This is a genomic window from Vibrio marisflavi CECT 7928 (assembly GCF_921294215.1).
In the GTDB taxonomy this organism is placed as follows: domain Bacteria; phylum Pseudomonadota; class Gammaproteobacteria; order Enterobacterales; family Vibrionaceae; genus Vibrio; species Vibrio marisflavi.
Genome location: NZ_CAKLDM010000001.1, coordinates 682,176 through 703,000, shown reverse-complemented (window position 1 = coordinate 703,000; position 20,825 = coordinate 682,176). Strand labels below are relative to the sequence as shown.

General features: G+C 39.4%; 17 protein-coding genes and 1 pseudogene. 3 read left to right on the top strand and 15 right to left on the bottom strand.

All coding sequences use genetic code 11. The features are described 5' to 3' along the window. Positions 1 to 45 precede the first annotated feature (45 nt). From L7A31_RS03095 to L7A31_RS03040, 13 genes and pseudogenes are all read right to left on the bottom strand, one after another. Positions 46 to 888: an MIP/aquaporin family protein gene (locus L7A31_RS03095; protein WP_237360037.1), complete on the bottom strand. Its 843-nt coding sequence runs from the start codon at positions 886 to 888 to the stop codon at positions 46 to 48. 364 nt (positions 889 to 1,252) lie between these two features. Then, a complete protein-coding gene (locus L7A31_RS22290; protein ID WP_435532881.1) occupies positions 1,253 to 2,695 on the bottom strand; it encodes a putative bifunctional diguanylate cyclase/phosphodiesterase in 1,443 nt (480 codons plus the stop codon). Positions 2,696 to 2,752: 57 nt separating this feature from the next. Then, positions 2,753 to 3,613, bottom strand: a pseudogene (locus L7A31_RS22285) (cache domain-containing protein); the annotation flags it as partial. 419 nt (positions 3,614 to 4,032) lie between these two features. Next, the gene (locus L7A31_RS03085) at positions 4,033 to 4,944 is read right to left on the bottom strand and encodes a DMT family transporter (RefSeq protein WP_237360036.1); all 912 of its coding nucleotides are present in this window, start codon (positions 4,942 to 4,944) and stop codon (positions 4,033 to 4,035) included. An 878-nt stretch (positions 4,945 to 5,822) separates the two neighbouring features. Next, positions 5,823 to 6,749 carry a sensor domain-containing diguanylate cyclase gene (locus L7A31_RS03080; protein WP_237360035.1) on the bottom strand — a complete coding sequence of 309 codons (927 nt, stop codon included), beginning with the start codon at positions 6,747 to 6,749 and terminating at the stop codon, positions 5,823 to 5,825. Between the two features lie 420 nt (positions 6,750 to 7,169). Continuing rightward, a complete protein-coding gene (locus tag L7A31_RS03075) occupies positions 7,170 to 8,171 on the bottom strand; it encodes a CobW family GTP-binding protein (RefSeq protein ID WP_237360034.1) in 1,002 nt (333 codons plus the stop codon). 357 nt (positions 8,172 to 8,528) lie between these two features. Next, a complete protein-coding gene (locus L7A31_RS03070) occupies positions 8,529 to 8,696 on the bottom strand; it encodes a hypothetical protein (protein WP_237360033.1) in 168 nt (55 codons plus the stop codon). Positions 8,697 to 9,135: 439 nt separating this feature from the next. Then, complete coding sequence (locus tag L7A31_RS03065; RefSeq protein ID WP_237360032.1) at positions 9,136 to 9,315, bottom strand: hypothetical protein; 180 nt, start codon at positions 9,313 to 9,315, stop codon at positions 9,136 to 9,138. A gap of 262 nt (positions 9,316 to 9,577) precedes the next feature. Then, complete coding sequence (locus L7A31_RS03060; protein ID WP_237360031.1) at positions 9,578 to 10,264, bottom strand: ChrR family anti-sigma-E factor; 687 nt, start codon at positions 10,262 to 10,264, stop codon at positions 9,578 to 9,580. After that, the gene (locus tag L7A31_RS03055; protein WP_237360030.1) at positions 10,257 to 10,895 is read right to left on the bottom strand and encodes a sigma-70 family RNA polymerase sigma factor; all 639 of its coding nucleotides are present in this window, start codon (positions 10,893 to 10,895) and stop codon (positions 10,257 to 10,259) included. The genes L7A31_RS03060 and L7A31_RS03055 overlap by 8 nt, the downstream gene beginning before the upstream one ends. 275 nt (positions 10,896 to 11,170) lie before the next feature. Beyond that, positions 11,171 to 11,671: a fasciclin domain-containing protein gene (locus L7A31_RS03050; protein WP_237360029.1), complete on the bottom strand. Its 501-nt coding sequence runs from the start codon at positions 11,669 to 11,671 to the stop codon at positions 11,171 to 11,173. Positions 11,672 to 11,871: 200 nt separating this feature from the next. Then, positions 11,872 to 14,481, bottom strand: a complete 2,610-nt coding sequence (locus L7A31_RS03045) for a hypothetical protein (protein WP_237360028.1) — start codon at positions 14,479 to 14,481, stop codon at positions 11,872 to 11,874. Between the two features lie 385 nt (positions 14,482 to 14,866). Beyond that, the gene (locus L7A31_RS03040) at positions 14,867 to 16,060 is read right to left on the bottom strand and encodes a NupC/NupG family nucleoside CNT transporter (RefSeq protein WP_237360027.1); all 1,194 of its coding nucleotides are present in this window, start codon (positions 16,058 to 16,060) and stop codon (positions 14,867 to 14,869) included. Between the two features lie 274 nt (positions 16,061 to 16,334). Between L7A31_RS03040 and L7A31_RS03035 the strand changes: the two genes are divergently transcribed. The 3 genes from L7A31_RS03035 to L7A31_RS03025 all read left to right on the top strand — a co-directional run bounded on the left by L7A31_RS03035 (position 16,335) and on the right by L7A31_RS03025 (position 18,556). After that, positions 16,335 to 16,724 (top strand): ASCH domain-containing protein, encoded by a 390-nt coding sequence (locus L7A31_RS03035; RefSeq protein WP_237360026.1) that lies wholly within the window; start codon positions 16,335 to 16,337, stop codon positions 16,722 to 16,724. A gap of 138 nt (positions 16,725 to 16,862) precedes the next feature. After that, positions 16,863 to 17,669 (top strand): SDR family NAD(P)-dependent oxidoreductase, encoded by an 807-nt coding sequence (locus tag L7A31_RS03030; RefSeq protein WP_237360025.1) that lies wholly within the window; start codon positions 16,863 to 16,865, stop codon positions 17,667 to 17,669. 35 nt (positions 17,670 to 17,704) lie between these two features. Then, complete coding sequence (locus tag L7A31_RS03025; RefSeq protein ID WP_237360024.1) at positions 17,705 to 18,556, top strand: AraC family transcriptional regulator; 852 nt, start codon at positions 17,705 to 17,707, stop codon at positions 18,554 to 18,556. A gap of 11 nt (positions 18,557 to 18,567) precedes the next feature. Here L7A31_RS03025 and L7A31_RS03020 read toward each other — a convergent pair whose 3' ends face one another. Further along, positions 18,568 to 19,329, bottom strand: a complete 762-nt coding sequence (locus L7A31_RS03020) for a carbohydrate deacetylase (protein WP_237360023.1) — start codon at positions 19,327 to 19,329, stop codon at positions 18,568 to 18,570. Between the two features lie 129 nt (positions 19,330 to 19,458). Further along, a complete protein-coding gene (locus L7A31_RS03015; RefSeq protein WP_237360022.1) occupies positions 19,459 to 20,799 on the bottom strand; it encodes a PTS sugar transporter subunit IIC in 1,341 nt (446 codons plus the stop codon). Between the last annotated feature and the right edge of the window lie 26 nt (positions 20,800 to 20,825).

Here is a 20,825-nt window from a genome sequence, read left to right as displayed (position 1 = left end):
GACGTTATTTAAATTTTAGTTTATGTAAGCGTTAGTTCGTGAATTTTAAGCTTTAGAAGTTTCTAGTTCGTTTGCACTTTCAGCGCTGTCATCTTCAGCTTGGTTTGGCAGATATTGGGCGATGAATTTTGGATATGCCCATGCACCAAAGCAAGCACCTAGAATTGGAGCAACGATCGGTACGATGAAATAAGGGATTTCTTTGCCACCAGACAAGGCATAATCCCAACCAGCTAAGTAAGCAAATAATTTCGGGCCAAAGTCTCTTGCAGGGTTCATTGCAAAGCCAGTTAGAGGCCCCAAAGAAGAACCAATGACGGCAATTAGAACACCAATCAGTAGAGGATTCATCGGCCCGCGTACTGCACCATTTTTCTCATCACCTAACGCTAAAATTGCAAACATTAGAATAGCGGTGATAGTAAACTCAACGGCCATTGCTCCCATGAAGCTTAAAGCAGGATTAGGGTAAGTGGAAAAGATGCCAGCTGTAGCTAATGCAGCTTCGCTGCTACGAGCGATTTGATGAACCACTTCATACTGTGTAAATAGGTTACTGTACAGTCCATAGACCAATGCAGCCGAGCAAAACGCTCCTAATACTTGCGCTAGGATGTATGGCAATACTTTCTGTTTATCAAAGCCATGAAACATCGCCAAAGCGATGGTAACTGCAGGGTTGATGTGTGCACCTGAAACACCTGCTGTACAATAGATTGCAATGGAAACACCAAAGCCCCAGACAATACTAATTTCCCACTGTCCATAGCTTGCACCGGTTAAGACCAATGCTGCAACGCACCCTACTCCAAAAAATATTAGTATTCCTGTACCGATAAACTCCGCGATACATTCTCCCAGCAGAGTCGGCTTCTGGCTGTTATTCATTTGAGCACTCCCTCAAGTTGTGTACTTTGCTTTTGTTATTTGTGTGGAGCGTAATTTTGCATAATTTGTTACATTGGCAAACTCATCGAAACACCATTTGAGCGTTCGAGCACACATTCACAAGAAACGTGCTACATAAGTGTTAAATAGATCATCATTTTGGTTTTTTGATTTCTAACGAACTAGACACGGAGAAAATGGTTAGCGTGACCTGTGATTAAATTATCAAGTATTTTGATGGTAAAGTTTTCTCAGGAGCTGCAGATGGAGATACGTTTAGGAGGGGATTAGGCAACCTTTTATTAACAATAACACCCTCAGTGTTTAGTCTAAATGGATTTAAAACAAAATGCTCGAACGAGCATTACATCCCTTTTTCGGTAATGCTAAAGTAACGGGATTGAAGCTCTTCTTTAGAAAGAGGGCTCTCAAACAGCCTACCTTGCAGGACTTCACAACCAAGTTTCACCAGCATGCTTTTCTGCATGATGTTTTCCACCCCCTCAGCAGACACACGAATATTGTTGGAAATACCAATCATCGCGATGGTTTTAACCAAGCTATCATTCTGTGGGTTTACATGTAGATCTGCGACAAATTCTCTATCAATCTTTATTTCATTAATTGGTAAAGCATTTAGGTAGCGAAGCGACGAGTATCCTTTACCCAGATCTCTAAGGCAAACTTCAAACCCGAGCTGATGTAAGCTATCAAGCACTGGCTTCAGCTTTTTCATCCCTTCCGAAAAGACTTCCTCACTGATCTCCAAAGTTACTCGGCTTGTGTCGATACCAGCATCAGTAGCAATGCCATTTAAGGTTAACGCGAATTCGGGGTACATAATTTGTTTAGGCGTAACATTAAAAGATAGCGACAATGCACCCTTGCCGTTTGGGGATAGTTGAGAAATTTCCGTACACGCTTTTTTAAATGAAAAATAACCAATGCTCATTATCATTCCGGTTGTTTCGGCTATAGGGATAAACTCCTCTTGCGGAATATAACCTAAAGATGGTGAGCACCACCGTATCATCGCATCCACGCCAATGAGCTTACCGGACTTAGGCTCTATTCTAGGCTCATAACTCACTGAAAACTCTTTTACTTGAACAGCATTTCTAATCGCATCTTCTAGTGCAAAATTGTGCTGAACTTGTTCGTTGATTTGCTTATCGAAAAACATCACAGAACCTTTCGAATATTCTTTAGAACGATACAGAACGATGTCCGCTTTCGATAATAGCTCTCTTGGTGTGGTCCCATCACTTGGAAACATTGCAACACCGACACTACAAGATGTATTAACAACAGTCCCTAACAAAATGAATTCATCTTTCATCACATCACAAAGCCATTGCGCCTTTTGCCTTGCTTGGTCAACGCTTTCTAACAAAGGAAAACATAGAATAAACTCATCGCCACCAAAACGTATGAGTATGTCTTTATCGTCTAGGACTTTTTCGAACTTTCTACTGATCGATTTGAGTAGTTCATCACCTATATGGTGGCCGTGTTGATCATTTACTTTCTTAAAGTCATCCAAATCAACAAATAGAACAGCTAAAAGTTTATTCTTCTTGTGGCTATCGTCGATAGCATTTTGGATTCTTTCTTCAAGCATCAAGCGATTGGGAAGCTTTGTTAACGAATCCAATGTTGCTATTTCCTCTAGCTTTTGTCGGCTGCTCTGAAGTTCATCAAAATCTTCATCTATTTTGTCTTGATACTTAGCAAACCGTATTTGAACGTATCGGCTGACATAGTAAGACACAGCTGAGAGAACAAGTGCTAAAAGAGTACATATCATCAAAATCTGTGTGAATTGCTGAAGGTTTTGATCTTTAATTTGTTCAGTTTGTGCATTGACTAAGTTATCTATTTCAGACAAATATAAATCTGTCGCAATTACCCATCCCCAAGAAGGTACACTTTTCACATAAGTAAGTTTATCTAACGTCCTTAACCTCGAAGGTAGGCGAATATCCTCATAGCTGACAAACCCACTGTTCTCGCCACTTTTCTGATAGATGCTTTTCACTAAGTGGTTGTAAAGAGGTTTGTTGACCTCTCCCACTTTCACTTTATCCTTATGGACAAGTAGCTTAGCATTAGCCCCAAAAACATACACAAACCCACTTTGTCCTACTCTAAATTCTGATAGTCGTGACAAAACTCGATTAACTATATTTTGGCTAACTGGGCTTATGTATTCTTCTGTACCTATAAACCAATCAAGTGGCTCGAAATACTGCCCATAGCGAATTTTCTCAACCCCATAGTCCGCTCCTTTTGGTCTTCTATGCCACCAACGATAATAAGCGCCACCTACGGGAGAACTTTCAATAAGCTTGATATGCTCGCGTATGTCAAACCGCCCAGATTCTGTCCTAGAATCCCACATCGAAGTCCCTTGCAACTCTGGAACCATCGGATTCATGACGTTTAATCCATCCATTTGGAAAATATAAAAATAGCTACTGCCTTCGTTGAAAACTAAATCTTGCAACGATTGGACGATTTGCTTTTCGATTTCACCTCTTGGCTTTTGACGGTTTTCAGCATATATCTTGGTGGCAATAGCATGAGCTATACGAACTTGCTCTCGAATATCTTCCTTCAAGATATCGATAGTCAAACTTTTCTCAAAATCCAAGTTTTGCGCAATATTTTCAATTTGCCTTTCTAGGGTTTGTTTTTGGGCAGATAAGAAGTCTTTACGCAGATTCGTAGATAGGTTTTCAGCTCTTGGTTTTCATTAAAATGACAACGAGAATGATCGCCATAAATATCAGCGTCACGGCTACAGGCAAAAACTTTATAGTTCTCAACAACTTTTTGTCTGTAATCGAAGGCAAATCGTTCCCTCTTTATATGCACTTCCTATGCACTAGAGCCAAAAAATAATAGCGATTAGTAGATAGTCAAATGGTTTACTAAGATGATAGGCCATTCCTCGGCCAGCCGCTTCCTTTGTCTAGATTTGGATACTTGAGCATTCACTCATAAACAGTTTAGAGCAAAAAAAGCAATGTCGCCTTTTCAATTGAAGATAAGTCGCTGTCTAAACGAGTAATAAGTTTTAAAAGTTATAGCGATGAAATGAGGGGGAAGGAGAAACTGGCCACCTTCAAGTGGCCAGAGGATTTAGCTTTCGGTCGAAGTTCTGAGTCTTTGTGCAATTTTGTCAAACGGCAATTTGGTCAACAAAATACCTGTGAGTAGAGGAATAAGCATTAGCATAGACTGATGTGACATCATTTTGTGCGTCACCACGTCTGATAGAAGCAGAGCAATCAATGGGAAAATTAGAAAGCAAATTGACGCTGTAAACGGTGTAGATACTTGCCCCAACTTAAAGTATGCGACGATTCCACCGACACTCGCCACGACTCCTAAGTAAACCACGGCTAATACCGAAGGTAGGGTAAAGCTTGCAAAATGAATGTTCTCTGTAAAAAAGGCCGTTACAAATAACAACATCGATGCGATGTAGCATGGAAGCGCATTATACGTAATCACCTTGATGTCTTTGCAATGCTTTTGGACAAATACATACATAACCGCGTGAATCACTACTGCTAGTACCAAAGCGCCTGCACCAAGCAATAAATTATCTCCGCTTATGCCAAGTTCGTGAGACAGGATGACATATAAGCTAATTACCGACATTAAAATACCAACGTATTGGTGAAAAGAAAGCCTTAAACCCAAGAAAAGCATCGAAGTAATCATCACTGCTATTGGCATGTTGGCAAAAATAACCGAGGCCAAACCAGATGAAATATACTTTTCACCGGCAATCATCAAGGTGAATGGAATTGCAAAGTAGAAAATAGCGATGATAAACATCCACTTTTGTTTTCCCTTTGGGAACATTAATGGCTGCTTAAACACTTTCGATAGACAAATCAAAATTGGTGACGCAATAAAAAACCTCAAACCAGTTGCAAAAATCGGAGGGATACTTGTTACCGCAATCTCCATAGCCAACCAGGTTGTACCCCAAATCAAGCATACTGAGAAAAACAGCATAAGCATCAATTTATTATTATTCATATCGTTATCCGTATATTTACTAGCGAAAGTTATGTATGGCTGAAATTTCGTTGTGTAATATACGTGCTACTATCTAGAATTGCTTTACCAAATACCACCGATAAAAACGAAGTTCTGGAACTATTTTTTATACATAAAGCACTTTGTGGCATATTTTTCTATAAACGGTTATCTTTATAGTTATTTAGTTATCAATAAGTACTATTTATTTATCGTCAACTTAACAAAGTGTTAATCAATCATTGCCATTGTGTGCGCAATTGATGCAAATCAAACAATACAGCTCAATACTTAAACCACATAACGATTCAATTAACATATGCAGCTACACCCTACATTAATGTGATAACTGTCACACTCATAAACAGTACAAAAGAAAGCCAAAGCCTGACACGCTTGTGCGATATGTCTCACATCGCATGTAAGAGGTTATATCAACCTATAGTGAGAATTAGGAATCTACGAGCGTTATCCCGTTGTATATTAGTTTATTTTCCCCTATAGCGACTTATCAGAAAATGAAACAGATCCAAATATCGTATTGAGGACTAGCCCCATTGTTCTATTCTTTAGGTGTCAGCAGGAAGCAGACACAATACAGACGTGATGGACTTTTAGTTTCTAGGATAGAAACAAGGTTATTCATAAAGGATGAATAACCTAAAGGGAAAGGAAATACGGATAGATATTGATGTTGGTTGGATAACCAACAAGCATGATGCTAAGGACACCGCTAGGAAGGCGATGTAGGAAGCGCTAAAGGAATTAGCGACTATCAAGGATTTGATGCACGGAGCATACTAGTAGCAGGATGGCTACAAGTAAGGAACAAGCCCCAAAGCCAATTGGCTATGGGGCTTTCTTTTTTCACTCTCAGCCTATTTCAAATTGTTCTTCGCACTTTCTAATAACAGCTCTAACTCGCTCTTAACACCACTAGGGTTCGAGGCAACACCATAGCGGAAGGACAATGGGTATGCCCGGTTGCCACTTGAATTATAGGTTTTGATTGCTGATTCCAACCTCTTAACCGCTATGTGCGCCACTTTGTTGGAAGAGCCAGCAAGGAAAAGAGCAAATTCGTTCTCTCCGGTCCTGGCAAAAACGTCAGATTCACGGAACGTACTTTGAATAAGAGCAGAGAACTCCTGAATAGTTTTGTCATTCTCTTGTTGTGATACGGAATGTGGCAGTTGAAGTTCAAGGTGAGCTAACGAATACGGGTATTTACCAAACTGACAATAGCTAAGAGTTTTTTGTGCTAGAGAGAGAAAACCTCGCCTATTTGATATTTGAGTAACTGGGTCAATTGAAAGATCATGACAATCAGACAACTCACTTTCTACCTCTTTGGCAATTTCAATTAACCGAGCCACGTTTTCACGACTAAACTTTCTCGGTTTGTCATCAATAATACACAATGTGCCTAATACTGTATCGTCACCATAGACTAAGGGTATGCCAGCATAAAACCGAATATTTGGATCACCAACAACTAATGGATTGTCTAAAAATCTCGGATCTTTTGACGCATCTTCAATCACTAATGGATCTTTCGTTAGTATTGCATGACCACAAATTGAAATATCACGAGGTGCTTTCTTTACTGGAAGCCCAAAGCAAGACTTAAACCAAATCCAGTTTTCATCAACAAGGCTAACAATTGCAATTGGAACATCATATAGCTGCCTAACTACCCTAGTTACGCGATCAAATCGTTCTTCGTAACCAGATTCAATTATTCCAAGACGTCTCAGATTTCTTAACCTTTTACCTTCATTGGCAGGTACTTGTGGTTGAAGCATAGTAGGCATACTCCCTTATAATAGTGACTGTTAGCTAATGAACAACGTTGTAAATACAAAATCCTCATTTATTTGTTTAAAGCATACGATTAGCCACTATAGATAGAACCATCAATAGAAGGGCAGCATTTTGTGCTAATTGAAGATTGTAATTTGAACTAGTTAACACTTATGATTATTAAGCATTCATTTATATTATATTGGTTGCACTACTTTCTTTTATTTAGGTATGAAGCTTGCTTTGACAAAGGCCACGCCAGATTAGTACTACTTACTTGGTAAATTCTTTAACTTCAACATCTCCTGACTCAACCAAGCCTGGCACTAAGTTAGTGTTTTAGCACTAATACTAGTAAAGTCGGCACAAATTATAATTCAACACTTCAAGTAACATTAACTCTTCGTGCAGTACATGAAGTCCTATACTCTCGCCTCTAACAGCTCTGATTCAATTTGCTCATGCGATTTAGTAGAAATGATCTCGATACAGCTTTCATCGCAATCATCAAGTTCCACTACTTGTAGCGCATCTGTAGTTAGGTTATAACCAAACACACCATCATTCGTTATAAAAACTGCCTTCATTCTTTCAGCACGTACACCTTTCAAAATAGATAGCAGTATCTGGTGGTCGAACACAATGTCAGGCGCAAATCGCCAACCGACACTTTTAAACCCCTCACCTTCATTTTCTGCTTTTATGTAACCGCAATCAGGAATTGGCTGATCAGCAATTAAGGTTTTGTTGCTGGCATGGTGATGATGGTGATGACTACCAATATGTTTATTTGCAGTTTCTCCTTCGAGCTGGTCCAACTCGATTCTTGCCGACTGAGTGAATATAACCTTAACGTGATGCTGTCCATGCGATTTTACGTAATCCTCTAAGAGCTTCCGGTCTTGTTCACTATACAAATCCAACTTATTTCCAACGACGGTATCAGCCATCAATATTTGTTGGTTAAATGTATCATTAGTAAAAATCTTCTCGTCAGACAACTTCCGCGCATCAACCAAAGTAAGCGTCTTTTGCAGCGACAATATTTCTCGATAGTAACCAGTAGAAAGTACCTGTAATATCTCTCTTGGATGCCCTAACCCTGTCGGCTCTATTAATAATCTATCTGGTTTTGCCCTACTTAAAAGTTGGCCAAGCGCAATCTGCATTGGTAAACCTGCTGCACAGCACATGCATCCACCAGGGACTTCTTGGAAGAACACTTGATCCTTATTTTGACTCTGGCCACTAAAAAAGCTTCCATCTATCCCAATTTCACCAAACTCATTGACGAGCACAGCCCAGTGCTCGTTTTTTGGTTTTTGCTCTAACAAATTTAGAATTGCCGTTGTCTTACCAACACCCAAAAAACCAGTAATAACATTAGTGGGAATAGCTCTAGTTTCATTTTGTTTAGAGTTCATATATAGCCTTGTTTTGCTGGGTAACGAGTTCTTTTGCGTTACTTCTATAAGAAACTTATTACATAAAAGCTTAGTGCAATATTCTTAGGCTTGTCAGTTTGGAGGCGAACCTATTCGCTCAACCTTCACGTATTACAACAAGCGTAAGCAGCACAGCCTATCAAATGATAATTGTTATAACATAACATTTCATACTGTTGGACAATAGTTTGTGGACGTGGCGAATCGTGGACTAGTGAAAATGACTGGTATTAGGAGGGAGCTTGCTCTCCAGAAGAGTAACTGGAGAGCATAAATAGCAAAGCGTTTCACTACAGGGCTGCGCCTTTAGACTATTTAACTTGTGTGGGAATCTCTTTACTTCTCTTCATCAACTCGTTGGAATATCGCTTTTTTCTCATCGACTAACTGAGCTGCGTAAGCAGGAGTCACGGCTCGACGCTCCCCTTTCTCAATATACATGTCTCCTTCCCAAGCATTGTCTTTATAATGGCCTGTCTCTAGAAACTCTATAACTACTTTCATAACTGCTCCTCTACTAAAGTACGTAACTAGACGTTTATATTACAAATTTTAGTGTAGGTTGGCTTGCTTTTCCAAGTGCTTAACCAAGGAAAAGTGTACTACTGCAAGTTTTCAACTATTTAGATTCGCGAAAGCTGTTTCTACTTGACTTGAAAATCACCAGTAGCAAAAAGTAATGATATGAGACTCAAACTAAACATACTAACTATCAATACTTCCTCAACTTGCACTTTGTCGGCGAAAGAACATTTAGCATATGTCGATAGTGATTAAATCTCTAGTTCATAGATTAAAGTACTAGACTTGACTATTGATTCAAAGGCTATTTAGTCTGGGAATAATTTTTAAAATGATGTGTATGCAGAGCCAGAAAACAACTCTGCACTTTCATAGTGAGAAATTAGATCCTTAGCCAATATAACTAATGACACATGATATATTAGAGTTCTTTAAGTAATTCTATCAGTTCATTTTCTGTTGAAGGCTCTCGAGGTAATTCAAACTCGGGGGCTGAGCCGCCTTTCAGCATATAAGCCTTAGTTCCACAGTGATCGTAATGATACCACTTACCATCAACACACACGTCAGTATAACATCTTGGATCTTGCTTTAATTCCATAAAATACTACCTTCCCTTCTCGTGTCATGACTTTTATATGATTGTAGAAGCTGAAAGCTTTGTTGCTATCACAGGCTAAATTTAGCAGCTAGTTTAAGTAGGGGGATTACTTATAATGTCGCTTTAAGTGAAGCTGATAATCACGCTCGCTTTCATATTCTAACTTAGATGCTAAATTCATCATTTGAAAATAAAAATTTGAATAATGAACTTAGCATTGATCTAAATCAAACACACAAAGCTAAAAGTAGTAGTAAATGCTCTAATAAATAAGCTTGCCTAACAAGTTAAAGACCTTACTAACACCTTGAGTGAAATGAAGTGCGTCATCGCAAACAGTTAGGCAGACACAACCTTCTTTTGTCACTGGGGTATGGTTGTGAGATTCATTTAACCATATAAAATCTCCAGCACAATAACTGCCTAACTCATCTTCTATAGTGCCTTGAAGTAACAATGTAACCTCAAAGCCTCGATGTGTATGAGCTGGTATGCTGCCGCCCTTCTCGATACAAAGTAAACTTGTCCTGCGGCATTCATCATCTAGATTCAACCTCGCTCGAGATATTTTCCCTAACCCTTTCCATTCATTCACACCAATAGAGCTCAGTGCTCTTGGTAGAACAATTGTATTACCAGAAAGCTCAATCTCTAAGGGCATAACTTGACTGGTATTGGTTTGCTCAACAGGTTGGTTGGTAATCTCATTAACTAAGTCTGTATCTATGTCTTCTAAGTCATCGAGCTCATAAGCAGCCTCATCAAAAATAGCGTGATCTTCTGTCAAATCAAATGCCGCTAGAGCAACTTCTTCTGTCAGTTTACTTACGATAATCTGGCACTCTGGACACATTTCAACATGGCTGGCGACGATTAGCGAAAGAGAGGTAGGTAAATTTCCAGACACAAACTCTTTTAATACTGCATGGCTTGGGTGATGTTTAATCATTGTCCTGCTCCTTCATTTGCGAGCGAATTTTTTCTAACGCTAATCGCAACCGCGATTTAATCGTTCCAATAGGCACACCCAGTTGCACGGAAAGTTGCTCCTGAGTTAGCTCTTGGAAATAAACGCCCTGAACCACAACCTTTTGCGCTTCTGGTAAGCTCTCTACGACCCGGTGAAGATGCTTCGACATTAAGTAATCATCGCTAAGCATGCTTGCTTCATTGCTAGACGACAACACCTGATCTAGAGGCCAAATATCATCGCCAATATTTTGCTCGGGTTTACTTTTTGCCTTTCTGGAAAGGTCAAAAGCGGCATTCCGCATGACGGTATAAATCCAAGTAGTCGCTGCACCTTTTTTTGCGTCATAAAGGTGAGCTTTTCTCCAGACATTTGTCATGGTGTCTTGAACAAGTTCATTCGCTTGGCTTTCGTTGCGAAACTGCTTTAAGCCAAACTGTTGTATCCGAGGCGCAAAAAACTTAAACAAAATAGAAAACGCTTCTTTGTCTTGTTGTATTGCAACTAAAGATAGCCACCTACTTAACTCAGGATGGGCTTGAATATACTTGCTTTGAGAAATTGGACGCTCTCCCGAGATCGATGCGGAGCTGTGCTGAATCTGTTCCATGTGAAGCGTACTCTTTTTAGTTCTTACCGTTAAATACGTATAGGAAGAAATAAAAGATCACTTTTTACTTCAATGAAGTTAAAAACTCAGAAAGTTGACTGCATCAAATCTACATTACTGTTTATTGAAATAACCTAACTTTTCATATCCAGCATAGTCTAAGTAAGTTGTTTTACATAGATTATTTTCGAGCTGCGAAGCGTAAAAATAGCTTCACCCACGTCCGTGTGGAGTGAAGCCTGGAAGGAGCCTATTGGAAGGAAAACTGTACCTGTTTATTTTGGTAGTAAGACTGTATCGATAACGTGAATAACACCATTGCTTGCTCTAACATCAGCAATAACAACCTTGGCATTATCGATCATTACGTTGCCATTGTTTACACTAACAGCAATATTTTGTCCTTGAATAGTTTCAGAGCTATCAATTTTAGCTACGTCCTCTGCCATTACTTTGCCGGGAACAACATGGTAGGTGAGTACAGCAATCAATTTATCTTTATTTTCTGGTTTTAGTAACATATCAACCGTACCGTCAGGTAACTTGGCGAAAGCAGCATCTGTTGGCGCAAACACGGTAAGATTACCGTCTCCTTTTAACGTATCTACTAGTCCAGCAGCCTCAACCGCTGCAACAAGAGTATTAAACGAGCCGTTTTCTACAGCTACATCAACAATATCTTTTTTGACGCTTTGGCTGCTGTATGCAAAAGCCATAGCTGAAAACATCATTCCTGCTAACAGTACCGTTAGGGGTTTCCTTATATTCATAAACATTTTGACTATCCTCTATCAAATTCATATCTGTATTTTTTGGTACCGTGAACATTTACGAACCAGCGAGAAAAATGGATCAAAATAATTTGGCGCAAATTTTAATTCACTGATGGGTGAACTAGCTCACCTGCAATTTAACTGCAAATAATGTGTTAAAAAGCCCAGCCACCTTATGATGCCTGAGCTCTCTATTCTACCGTTTACAGCATTAGGATTTTATAGTCAAAAACTCTATTCAGCTGAGGCTCTCCAGCTATAGATACATTGACTTTTCCACTTATATTGGGATCTGGCCCACCCCATATCGTATCGCGTAAACACCTTGATCGAATGTATGTTCTATCGCCTCTTTGTGCTTTGTCAAAAGTTACGTATTTGGTGGCTTCACCGGACACATTTACGTTCAAATCAGCAATAGTACGATTAGGAGGTAAGAACACTTCCAAAACATCATTACTTACTAAATTTGTACATCCAAATGAACCCAAAAATGTAGGGCTATTAAAAAACGTCGCATTGATTGGGATCTCCTCATAAATATACGAAGGAGGTAGTGCGCCCCCGTATTTCGGGTCTTCAGTAATAAACAGTTTTAACACGCCATCACCCGTAACTTCCGGCTTGTGCTGCCCTCTAACATAAACATATGTAGGTCTTTTAAAAATAAGATCTAACTTGTTGTCGTTCTCGTTGTAACTATCTTCAACATCAAGGTAAAACGAAGTGTTGTTTGCATGAGCGCTACTCCTATTGATTACATAATGAGTTCGACCTTGTATCGAGTCAGGAAGCGAAAGACTTACTCCCACCATACCCACATGATCGCGAGGGATGATCCAAGGACTAATGCTCATATCCCAAGACCAGCGTTTGTTTTCAGGCAAAGCTTGGTTCAATGCAATGCTGGGAAATATCTCCGGCTCTTTAGACATATGGTTGTAGTGTATTAACGTCGGCTTCGAGTGAACATCGTTTGAATCCAATAGGTCCTGATATATATACGAACCCGTCATTCGCATAGCATCCTCAAGTGTAACATTCTGAGGGGATTCAAAAGCATGAGATAGAAAACTGATATCACTATTTCTCGTAGGATCAGAGAGAACTGGATACATGCCCGTCAACTCATTAATTTGATCAAACATATCTAACTTTAGCTCTAGTAGCCTATCAACCTGCTGTTGTGTTTTTTCTGGGTAAGAGCTTAAGAGTGTATCTGCTGTAGGAAACATATTGCTAAAACTAGCCACTGGCCTAGTGTAACGATCTGATTGTCCTAGCGTAACAGGTGTAGAAGCTAACCCTGAAACAATCTGTACCACTCTACCACTGCTCACATTACGTATTACGTTCATTTCTACCAAACCTGCATACTTCAGATATGAGTCTTTCAGTATTTGTACTGACTGATCCATATTCTCATTAAGCTGCTCTATGCAAGTATCTATATTTGTTACGCACTCACTTTCGTTTAGTCCATCCTGCAAAGCGATTAGGCTCATCAACTTACGTGATATCTCTGCAGCGTCGTCAGTAGACGGGTTATTTTGATAGTGCGAGTAAGCAGACAGCGCATGAACCTTTAGTTGATGCCATTTCAAAACTGAAGTTAATGTTCTGGTTAAGTGCTCCTGAACAATAAATGCCAAATACGGTGTGACAACGTTATAGTTCGGGTTTTCTGACGCTGGGTTGGAATATCTAAATTTAAAGCTAAAACCATTTTGCTGAGAAAAGTTGCTGTCCGCATAATATCTATCGGAGAGAGACTCAAAATAACGATTAACGGTATAGGACAATGGAATATACGGTCGAGCAGGTCCTGTCTGTCCTTCCGAATCAAACAACATAGCGAAATGCTGATAGAAGTTGTCATTTAAAGTATTGTAAATAACTTCTAGTTCATCTCTGGTAGGAATATAGTTTTCTATTGTGGAACCTTGTTGAAACAACGCTTCTTTTAGCTCTACTTGATAGTGTTCGAACCTAGATGCAACATGGTTCTCAGCTTGATAAAACGCTTTCATTATTTGGCTATCATACATATCTCGTAATAGAGAAAGCATATGATCTGACTTTTCGCTAAGCGCTACAATGAGGTCTTTTATTTCTGTCAGCTTTGCAGAAAGCTGACTTATTTGCTCAAAACCACTATGTCCGCCAGCCTCAGGGCTCAAGAAGTCACATAAACCTCCCCCGGTAGATTTACATATTTGCCCAACAGTCGATTGTACTAACCAAAAAGCACTCGCATTGAACATGCCTATGCCAAAACTTGAGAAGAAGCCTTTCATCGATGTGAAGTCAGAATCAATGCTGTTGTATGGGAAAATATTAACTCCGTCGGTAGCGAGTTTATCTTTTGTACTACTCAATACCTCCTCAAAAAGTCGAGTTTGATTGTGATTTTTATAATAGTTGAGTGTTGAAACCAGAGAGATAGGTGCGTTAATTAAAAGTGGTTGGTTAAGAGCTGGCTTGTATTTCAATTCTGAGTAGAAACAGTCCTGATTCGTTCGACAAGTCGCGACATAAAACTGATCTGACAAAATACTTAATGGAACTCGATATTCAAACTGATACTCGTTACTACCCAGTGAAATAGATTGTACCTTTTTATATATCTCGCCATTACTATTAGCTAAGTAAATGCTATAATTGCCACCTAATCCTAACACCCTGCTTATCGTCACCTTCAAGTAAGCGTACTCTCTCTGTTTTATATTTTTGTTTTCAGCCAGAGAATTAAATGACATCATTAATAGTATCAACGAGATATAGCGAACGTACTTTGAAATGAAATTCAACATATATAGCTCCTTGCCAATTGAAGTCATAGACAGTGAATTAACTCAACTTATCTATCCCAATTAATACGCACCATTCTATATATGAAAAATTACCTTGTATATTTGATATCTTCCAAATTATTTTCAACCGTAAGGAAATATTACAAACAAAGTACACATGGCTATTAAGCCATTAGTATTAAAATAGTAATTAGAAAAACTCTCACAAATAAAACAACCAATACGTTTGTAAGAAAACATTAACATTGAAATTCCAATATTGAAAACAAAGGAACATGTGGTAATGAAAAGCTTGATTTTACTACTTTAGTATGATTAGACATTAACTACAAAAATAAATAAAGCCAGAACATAGCCTGGCTTTATTTTATTTACTCAACAATATCTATACAATCATGATGCTTGCAATTAGCGCGGATAAAATACTCACTAGAGTTGAACCATAAAGTAGTTTTAATCCGAAACGAGCAACCATGTTACCTTTCTCTTCATTTACACCTTTTACTGCGCCAGCAATAATCCCGATTGAGCTAAAGTTTGCAAAGGAAACAAGGAAGATAGATATGATACCAATAGTATGTGCTGAGAACTCTGCTAATGCTTTCTTCAAAGCAATCATTGCTACAAACTCATTAGAGACCAGTTTAATTGCCATTATTCCACCAGCTTTTAGTGCCTCATGTGCCGGAATTCCCATTAACCAAGCAATTGGGTAGAACACGTAACCAATCATATCTTGAAAGCTTATTCCAAACTCCATAGTAAATAGCTTATTAATCATTGCGATCAGTGAAATAAACCCGACCAGCATTGCTGCGACAATCACCGCTACTTTAAAACCAGTTAAGATATACTCTCCAAGCATTTCAAAGAAACTCAATCGCTTGCCAGATTCTGAAGCAACCATCTCATCAAAATTCACTTCTGCTTCATGATCGTATGGATTAATAATCGACAAAATAATGAATGTACTAAACATGTTTAAGAACAAAGCGGCTACAACATATTTAGGCGAAATAAGCTGCATATACGAACCCACAATAGACATAGACACCGTAGACATAGCGGTTGCCGCAAGCGTATACATTCTGCGTTCTGACATTTTTCCTAGAACATCTTTGTAAGTAATAAAGTTTTCAGACTGACCTACCATTAACGCACTAATTGCATTAAAAGATTCCAGTTTCCCCATACCGTTGATCTTTGAAAGTACGTAACCAATAGCTTTAATAACAATGGGTAGTAACTTGATATGTTGTAGTATGCCGATAAGTGCAGATATAAAAACTATTGGCATCAACACTTGTAGGAAAAATGCAAATGCGCCATCGTTGGTTATACCACCAAACACAAAGTTGGTGCCTTGTGCAGCAAATTCCATTAGACCATTAAAGCCATCCGCAAACTTAACCACAACTCCAGTACCCATTGAAGAGTTTAGAAGGAAATAAGCGACGGCCATTTCAATAATTAACAGCTGCACAATGTAACGCATTTGTATGCGTTTCCGATCTTTGCTCGCTAACAAAGCGAGCCCAAGTACAACAATTAAACCAAAAACAAAATGTAGATAATGCATAGCAATGCGCACCAATTAAGATATGAACCAAAATGTTGGCGCATGATTACTGTTTAAATCATAATGTAACGAGATGTAAATCTCATTTCATCACACAGATTTACTGACAAAACCCTTTATAACCCTATTTGTTGAAAGTGTTTTGCGTCGATAGAATCAATACTTTTTTGCAATCACCATTTTCGATAGTTGAAGTTTTGCGTTTATAGTAAGAGAAATAACACGTACTATCGCCTCCTACGAATAAACATAACAATTATACAAAGTATTAGACATGGCCACATACAAGCTCGAAATCTACAAAAGACCTTTAGAAGCGATAATTTCCGGGGTAAAGAAAGTAGAAATAAGAACCAACAACAGTTATGAAAAAATCCGCTATGAACAACTGAATAAAGGTGACTTGATACAATTCCAAATCATCTCTGGTCCCCCTTTTATTGGCTTAGACATTATCGAACCAGATGCGTTAACTGTCGAAGTTGTAGATGTCCGTAGGTATAACGACGCAGGAGAGCTATTAGACAACGAAGGCATGCAAGTACTTTCTACCCTATCCAATACAAAAGAGGAAGGTATTGAACTTCTCAACAGCTTCCATGAGTACAAGAAAATGATCCCTATCCACGGCATATTTGCTATAGAGATTGCTCCATTAACCTGACGCAACAATCTTCGCAAAGAAAATCTCCGTAAAGATAGCAAGAAATATCAAGAGAGCTTTTTGAATTGTCACTATCTTAACATTTAATCGCTAAGCCTTAGTTGTGAGTGAAGCGATTAATGTTTAGGAGACAGTACAATGACAAACAGACTTGCTAACAAATACGGCCCATGGGCACTAGTGATTGGTGGTACATCTGGCATTGGCGCGGCGATATCTGAAGAGCTTGCGCAAGCAGGAATTAATCTAATTATTGCAGCTCGAAGTAGAGATAAACTCGCGCAAACCGCTTTTAGCCTTAAACGCCGCTACAATATCGATGTCCATACCATTTCAGTCGATCTAAGCCAACCAAAAGGCTACCAAGAAATAATCGATAATACGAAAGACTATGATATTGGCCTGTTTGTACCTTCTACAGCTTTAGAAAACAACGGACGATTTACTGATATCAACGTTAACGATGAGCTAAAACTACTTCAAGTAAATGTCGTTTCTGTTTATGCACTGACTCACCACTTTGCCAAACAAATGAAGCAAAAAAAGCGCGGTGGCATTTTGCTTGTGACTAGCTTATCAGGAATTATGCCTAGTCCTTATTTCTCTAACTATGCTGGCTCAAAAGCCTACGTACAAAATTTAGGTCAATCACTAAGCTGGGAAATGAAACATTACAACGTTGATGTATCTATTCTTGTTCCCGGACCAACCTCTACACCAATGTTAGAAGGAACAGGTGTTGATTTCAGTAAGACCCCTATGGCAATAATGAGCCCACAAACTGTTGCGAAAATTGCATTAAATGGCTTAGGACGCAAAGTCGTAATCATTCCTGGAATGAAAAATCGCGTAATGGCGTTTATGCTCAAGTATGTAATGAGTACAAAAAAAGCAATAGCGATGAACGGAAAGCTAATGGAAAAAGTTGCTAACTTCTTACAATAGCGAATTGTTTAACAGGCAGAATACTGAGAAGCATCATGGAACGGATCTTTAATAGTATCGATTTTATTGAGAAAAACATCTTTCAGTCCATAGATGTGCACGCCATAGCGAAAGCGTCTCATTACTCGACTTATCATTTTAGCCGTATCTTCCGCGCGCTTGTGGGAGATACGCCTAAAGAATATCTACGTAAAAGACGTTTAACTATTGCTGCAGATCGTCTGATCAATTCCAATGTTTCCATTTTAGACATCGCTCTGGATTGCCAGTTTGAATCACACGAAGCGTTTACTCGTGCGTTTAAAAAACAGTTTAATCTAACTCCTGATAGATATCGTTCGCAAGGCAAGCTTTCACGGATTGTTTCACGTGAACAATTTAGCCCAGATATGCTAAACCATTTACAGCACAGCCTTAGTATGGAGCCACGAATTCTAGTTCGACCGGAAACACGTGTCGTAGGTGTAGCAAAACGTTATACAGAAGACGATCTAGATCTGAATACCTTGTGGTCGGCATTTCGTCCATATTTGGGACAAATAAAAGGTAGGATCGGAGAAGAGGCCTTTGGGGTATATGAAGAGTACGTTGAAACAGGTGACAATGTGGGCTTTAGCTACATATGCTCGGTTGCGGTGCAGAATGATGCTCCAGTCCCAGATGGTATGATTAGTCGCATAATTCCGGCGAGCACCTATGCTGTATTTACTCATAAAGCAGATGCGTCTCTGCTTCCAGAGACGCTCAAATATATTTGGGGAAGCTGGCTACCCAAATCACGCTATGAATATTCTGAATCGCCGGATTTTGAGCTCTATATTCCGAAAATGGTTGATGGGGAAATTGAGCGAAGCCTATCAATTCATATTCCTATCAAAGACAAGTAACCTAATCTACTTTACACCGACTTGAAGCTAGTACACTCAACGTTGTTCACTACCAACCAATCTTTCAGCTTTTGGGAAGTTAATAAATTGAACTCATCTACGCGTTTATCAGTATAACTAGACAATTCCGGCAGTAGAGTGTCCCCTTCCAAGCTCGTGTGACTCATTAACTCAAGCGTACCATCTGGGAATTTTTGACTGTACTCCAGTATTGTTGATTTCAGCGTGTCCAACGTGACGCCGTCACCATAGAAGTTTGCACTGAATGCTTCAGTCGTTGCTACAGCTAATCCAGAGCAACCTGGCAGCACATGATCGACACGTCGTACTGGTAACCCAACATCATTTGCGAAAGCAATAAAGACTTCTTTGTAAGCCGGAAATACCGCAGCAAAGTGATGGCTGTCTATATGAGTAAGCTTGATCCCCGCTTGAACCGCCTTATTATACTGTGCCTTAAACTCATTGTAAGCTTGGTCATAATCAAGACTCGCTAAACTAAGCGCTTTGTCTTGCTTTAAAAAGAACCCATTGTCATCAACAAGATCGGGCACAACGCCTGGCTCTAATATGGGGCGGCCACTAGTCAGCGTAATATGCAGACCAACATTAGGAACCAACCCCTGTTTAATTAGCTCAATTGCATGCTCTGTTGCGGGTTGGTTCATCATCATTGTCGTTGACTGAGCGATACCAAAACGAAAACACTCAACCACCGACTTATTGACACTTTCAGTCAAACCAAAATCGTCAATGTTTACTATCAATTTCATACGTTGCTCTACCCTATATCTTTATAATGTCCGCAATAAAGAGAATTAACCACTCGACTCACCGTTTAAACTTATTCTAACTGCGCCACCTTTAGTAAATTAAGCCAAAGGTGGCGGCCCATTAGTAAGCTAGTGTGCTTTCGAAGGTGATAGAGTTTGCTCTTCTCTTTCTAGCTGCTCTGGCTCTTCTTGCTCAATGAGTGTTTTTTCATAGGTTTTAAAGAATGGGTAATATACTAAGCCACTCACGATAAAGCAGATGATGACAACTACGGCGGCAAACATCGAGTTTGTAGACATTACTGCACCAATTGGAGCAGGCATTGTCCATGGAGGTAAAGCTATCACGTGGGATACAAAATCAAATTTGAATGCACTCCATACAATAGAAGCGTTGATCATCGGCGCAACAATCCAAGGTACGAAAAAGGTAGGGTTCATAACAATCGGTGTACCAAAAATCACTGGCTCATTGATATTAAATACGCCCGGTATAAACGACATTTTACCGATTGTACGCAGGTGAGCGGATTTGGAACGAGCCATTAAACAAACCAAGGCCAAAGTACCACCAGAACCACCAACAAAGACAAAAAAGTCCATTACAGGGTTAATGAAAATAGCAGGCAACTCTTTTCCTGCCTCAAGCGCTTCTTGGTTCGCACCTAAGTTAACAAGCAACAGAGGACCGATAACGCCTAGGACTACTGAAGCTCCGTGAATACCAGCAAACCATAGTAGTTGGATTAACAAAATAGCCAATGCAAATGCTATGAAGGTATCAGACGCATCTACTAATGGACTAAACAGAGCCATAATACCCGTCGCAATATTCAGGTCAAAATGGCCTAGGACACCATTGATAACGCCGACAAACAAACTCATCACTACAACTGGAATTAGCAAATCGAATGAAGCTGAAATCTTTTCAGGCACCGCTTCTGGCATGACAATTCGTATGTTTTTCTCTACAAGGAAAGTCTGCATCGTTGGTACAAACAAACCACATATAATCGCAGTAAACGCACCAGCACCACCAAGATAAGCTATCGGGATCACACCACCTAAGTCACCAGTCCATACTACAGGTGCTACTGCGAGCAGAAATGAGAACATGGATAACATACCCGAGTTCATCGGGCTTACACCTTTGGTATTCAACGTTTCTGCTAAGTTGTAGGCAATACCATAAGCTGAATACAGAGCAAAAATTCCCATGCTAACAAAGTAAGGGCCAACAATATTGTCACGGCCAATGAACTTTATTACCGCATGCCAGCCATCTAAGAACGCGTTTCCTGTCCCCGGCGGGTTCGCTAACACCAAAAGTAACGAGCCAACAATCAGAAATGGCATGGTAGAAATAAAGCCATCTTTAATAGCGCATATATGCTTTTGGCCAGCTACTCTGCCGGCGAATGGTGCAATAACACGCTCGACGAAATTCATAATAGAATTCATGAGTGACATAAAATCTCCCTATTTATCAATAGTAT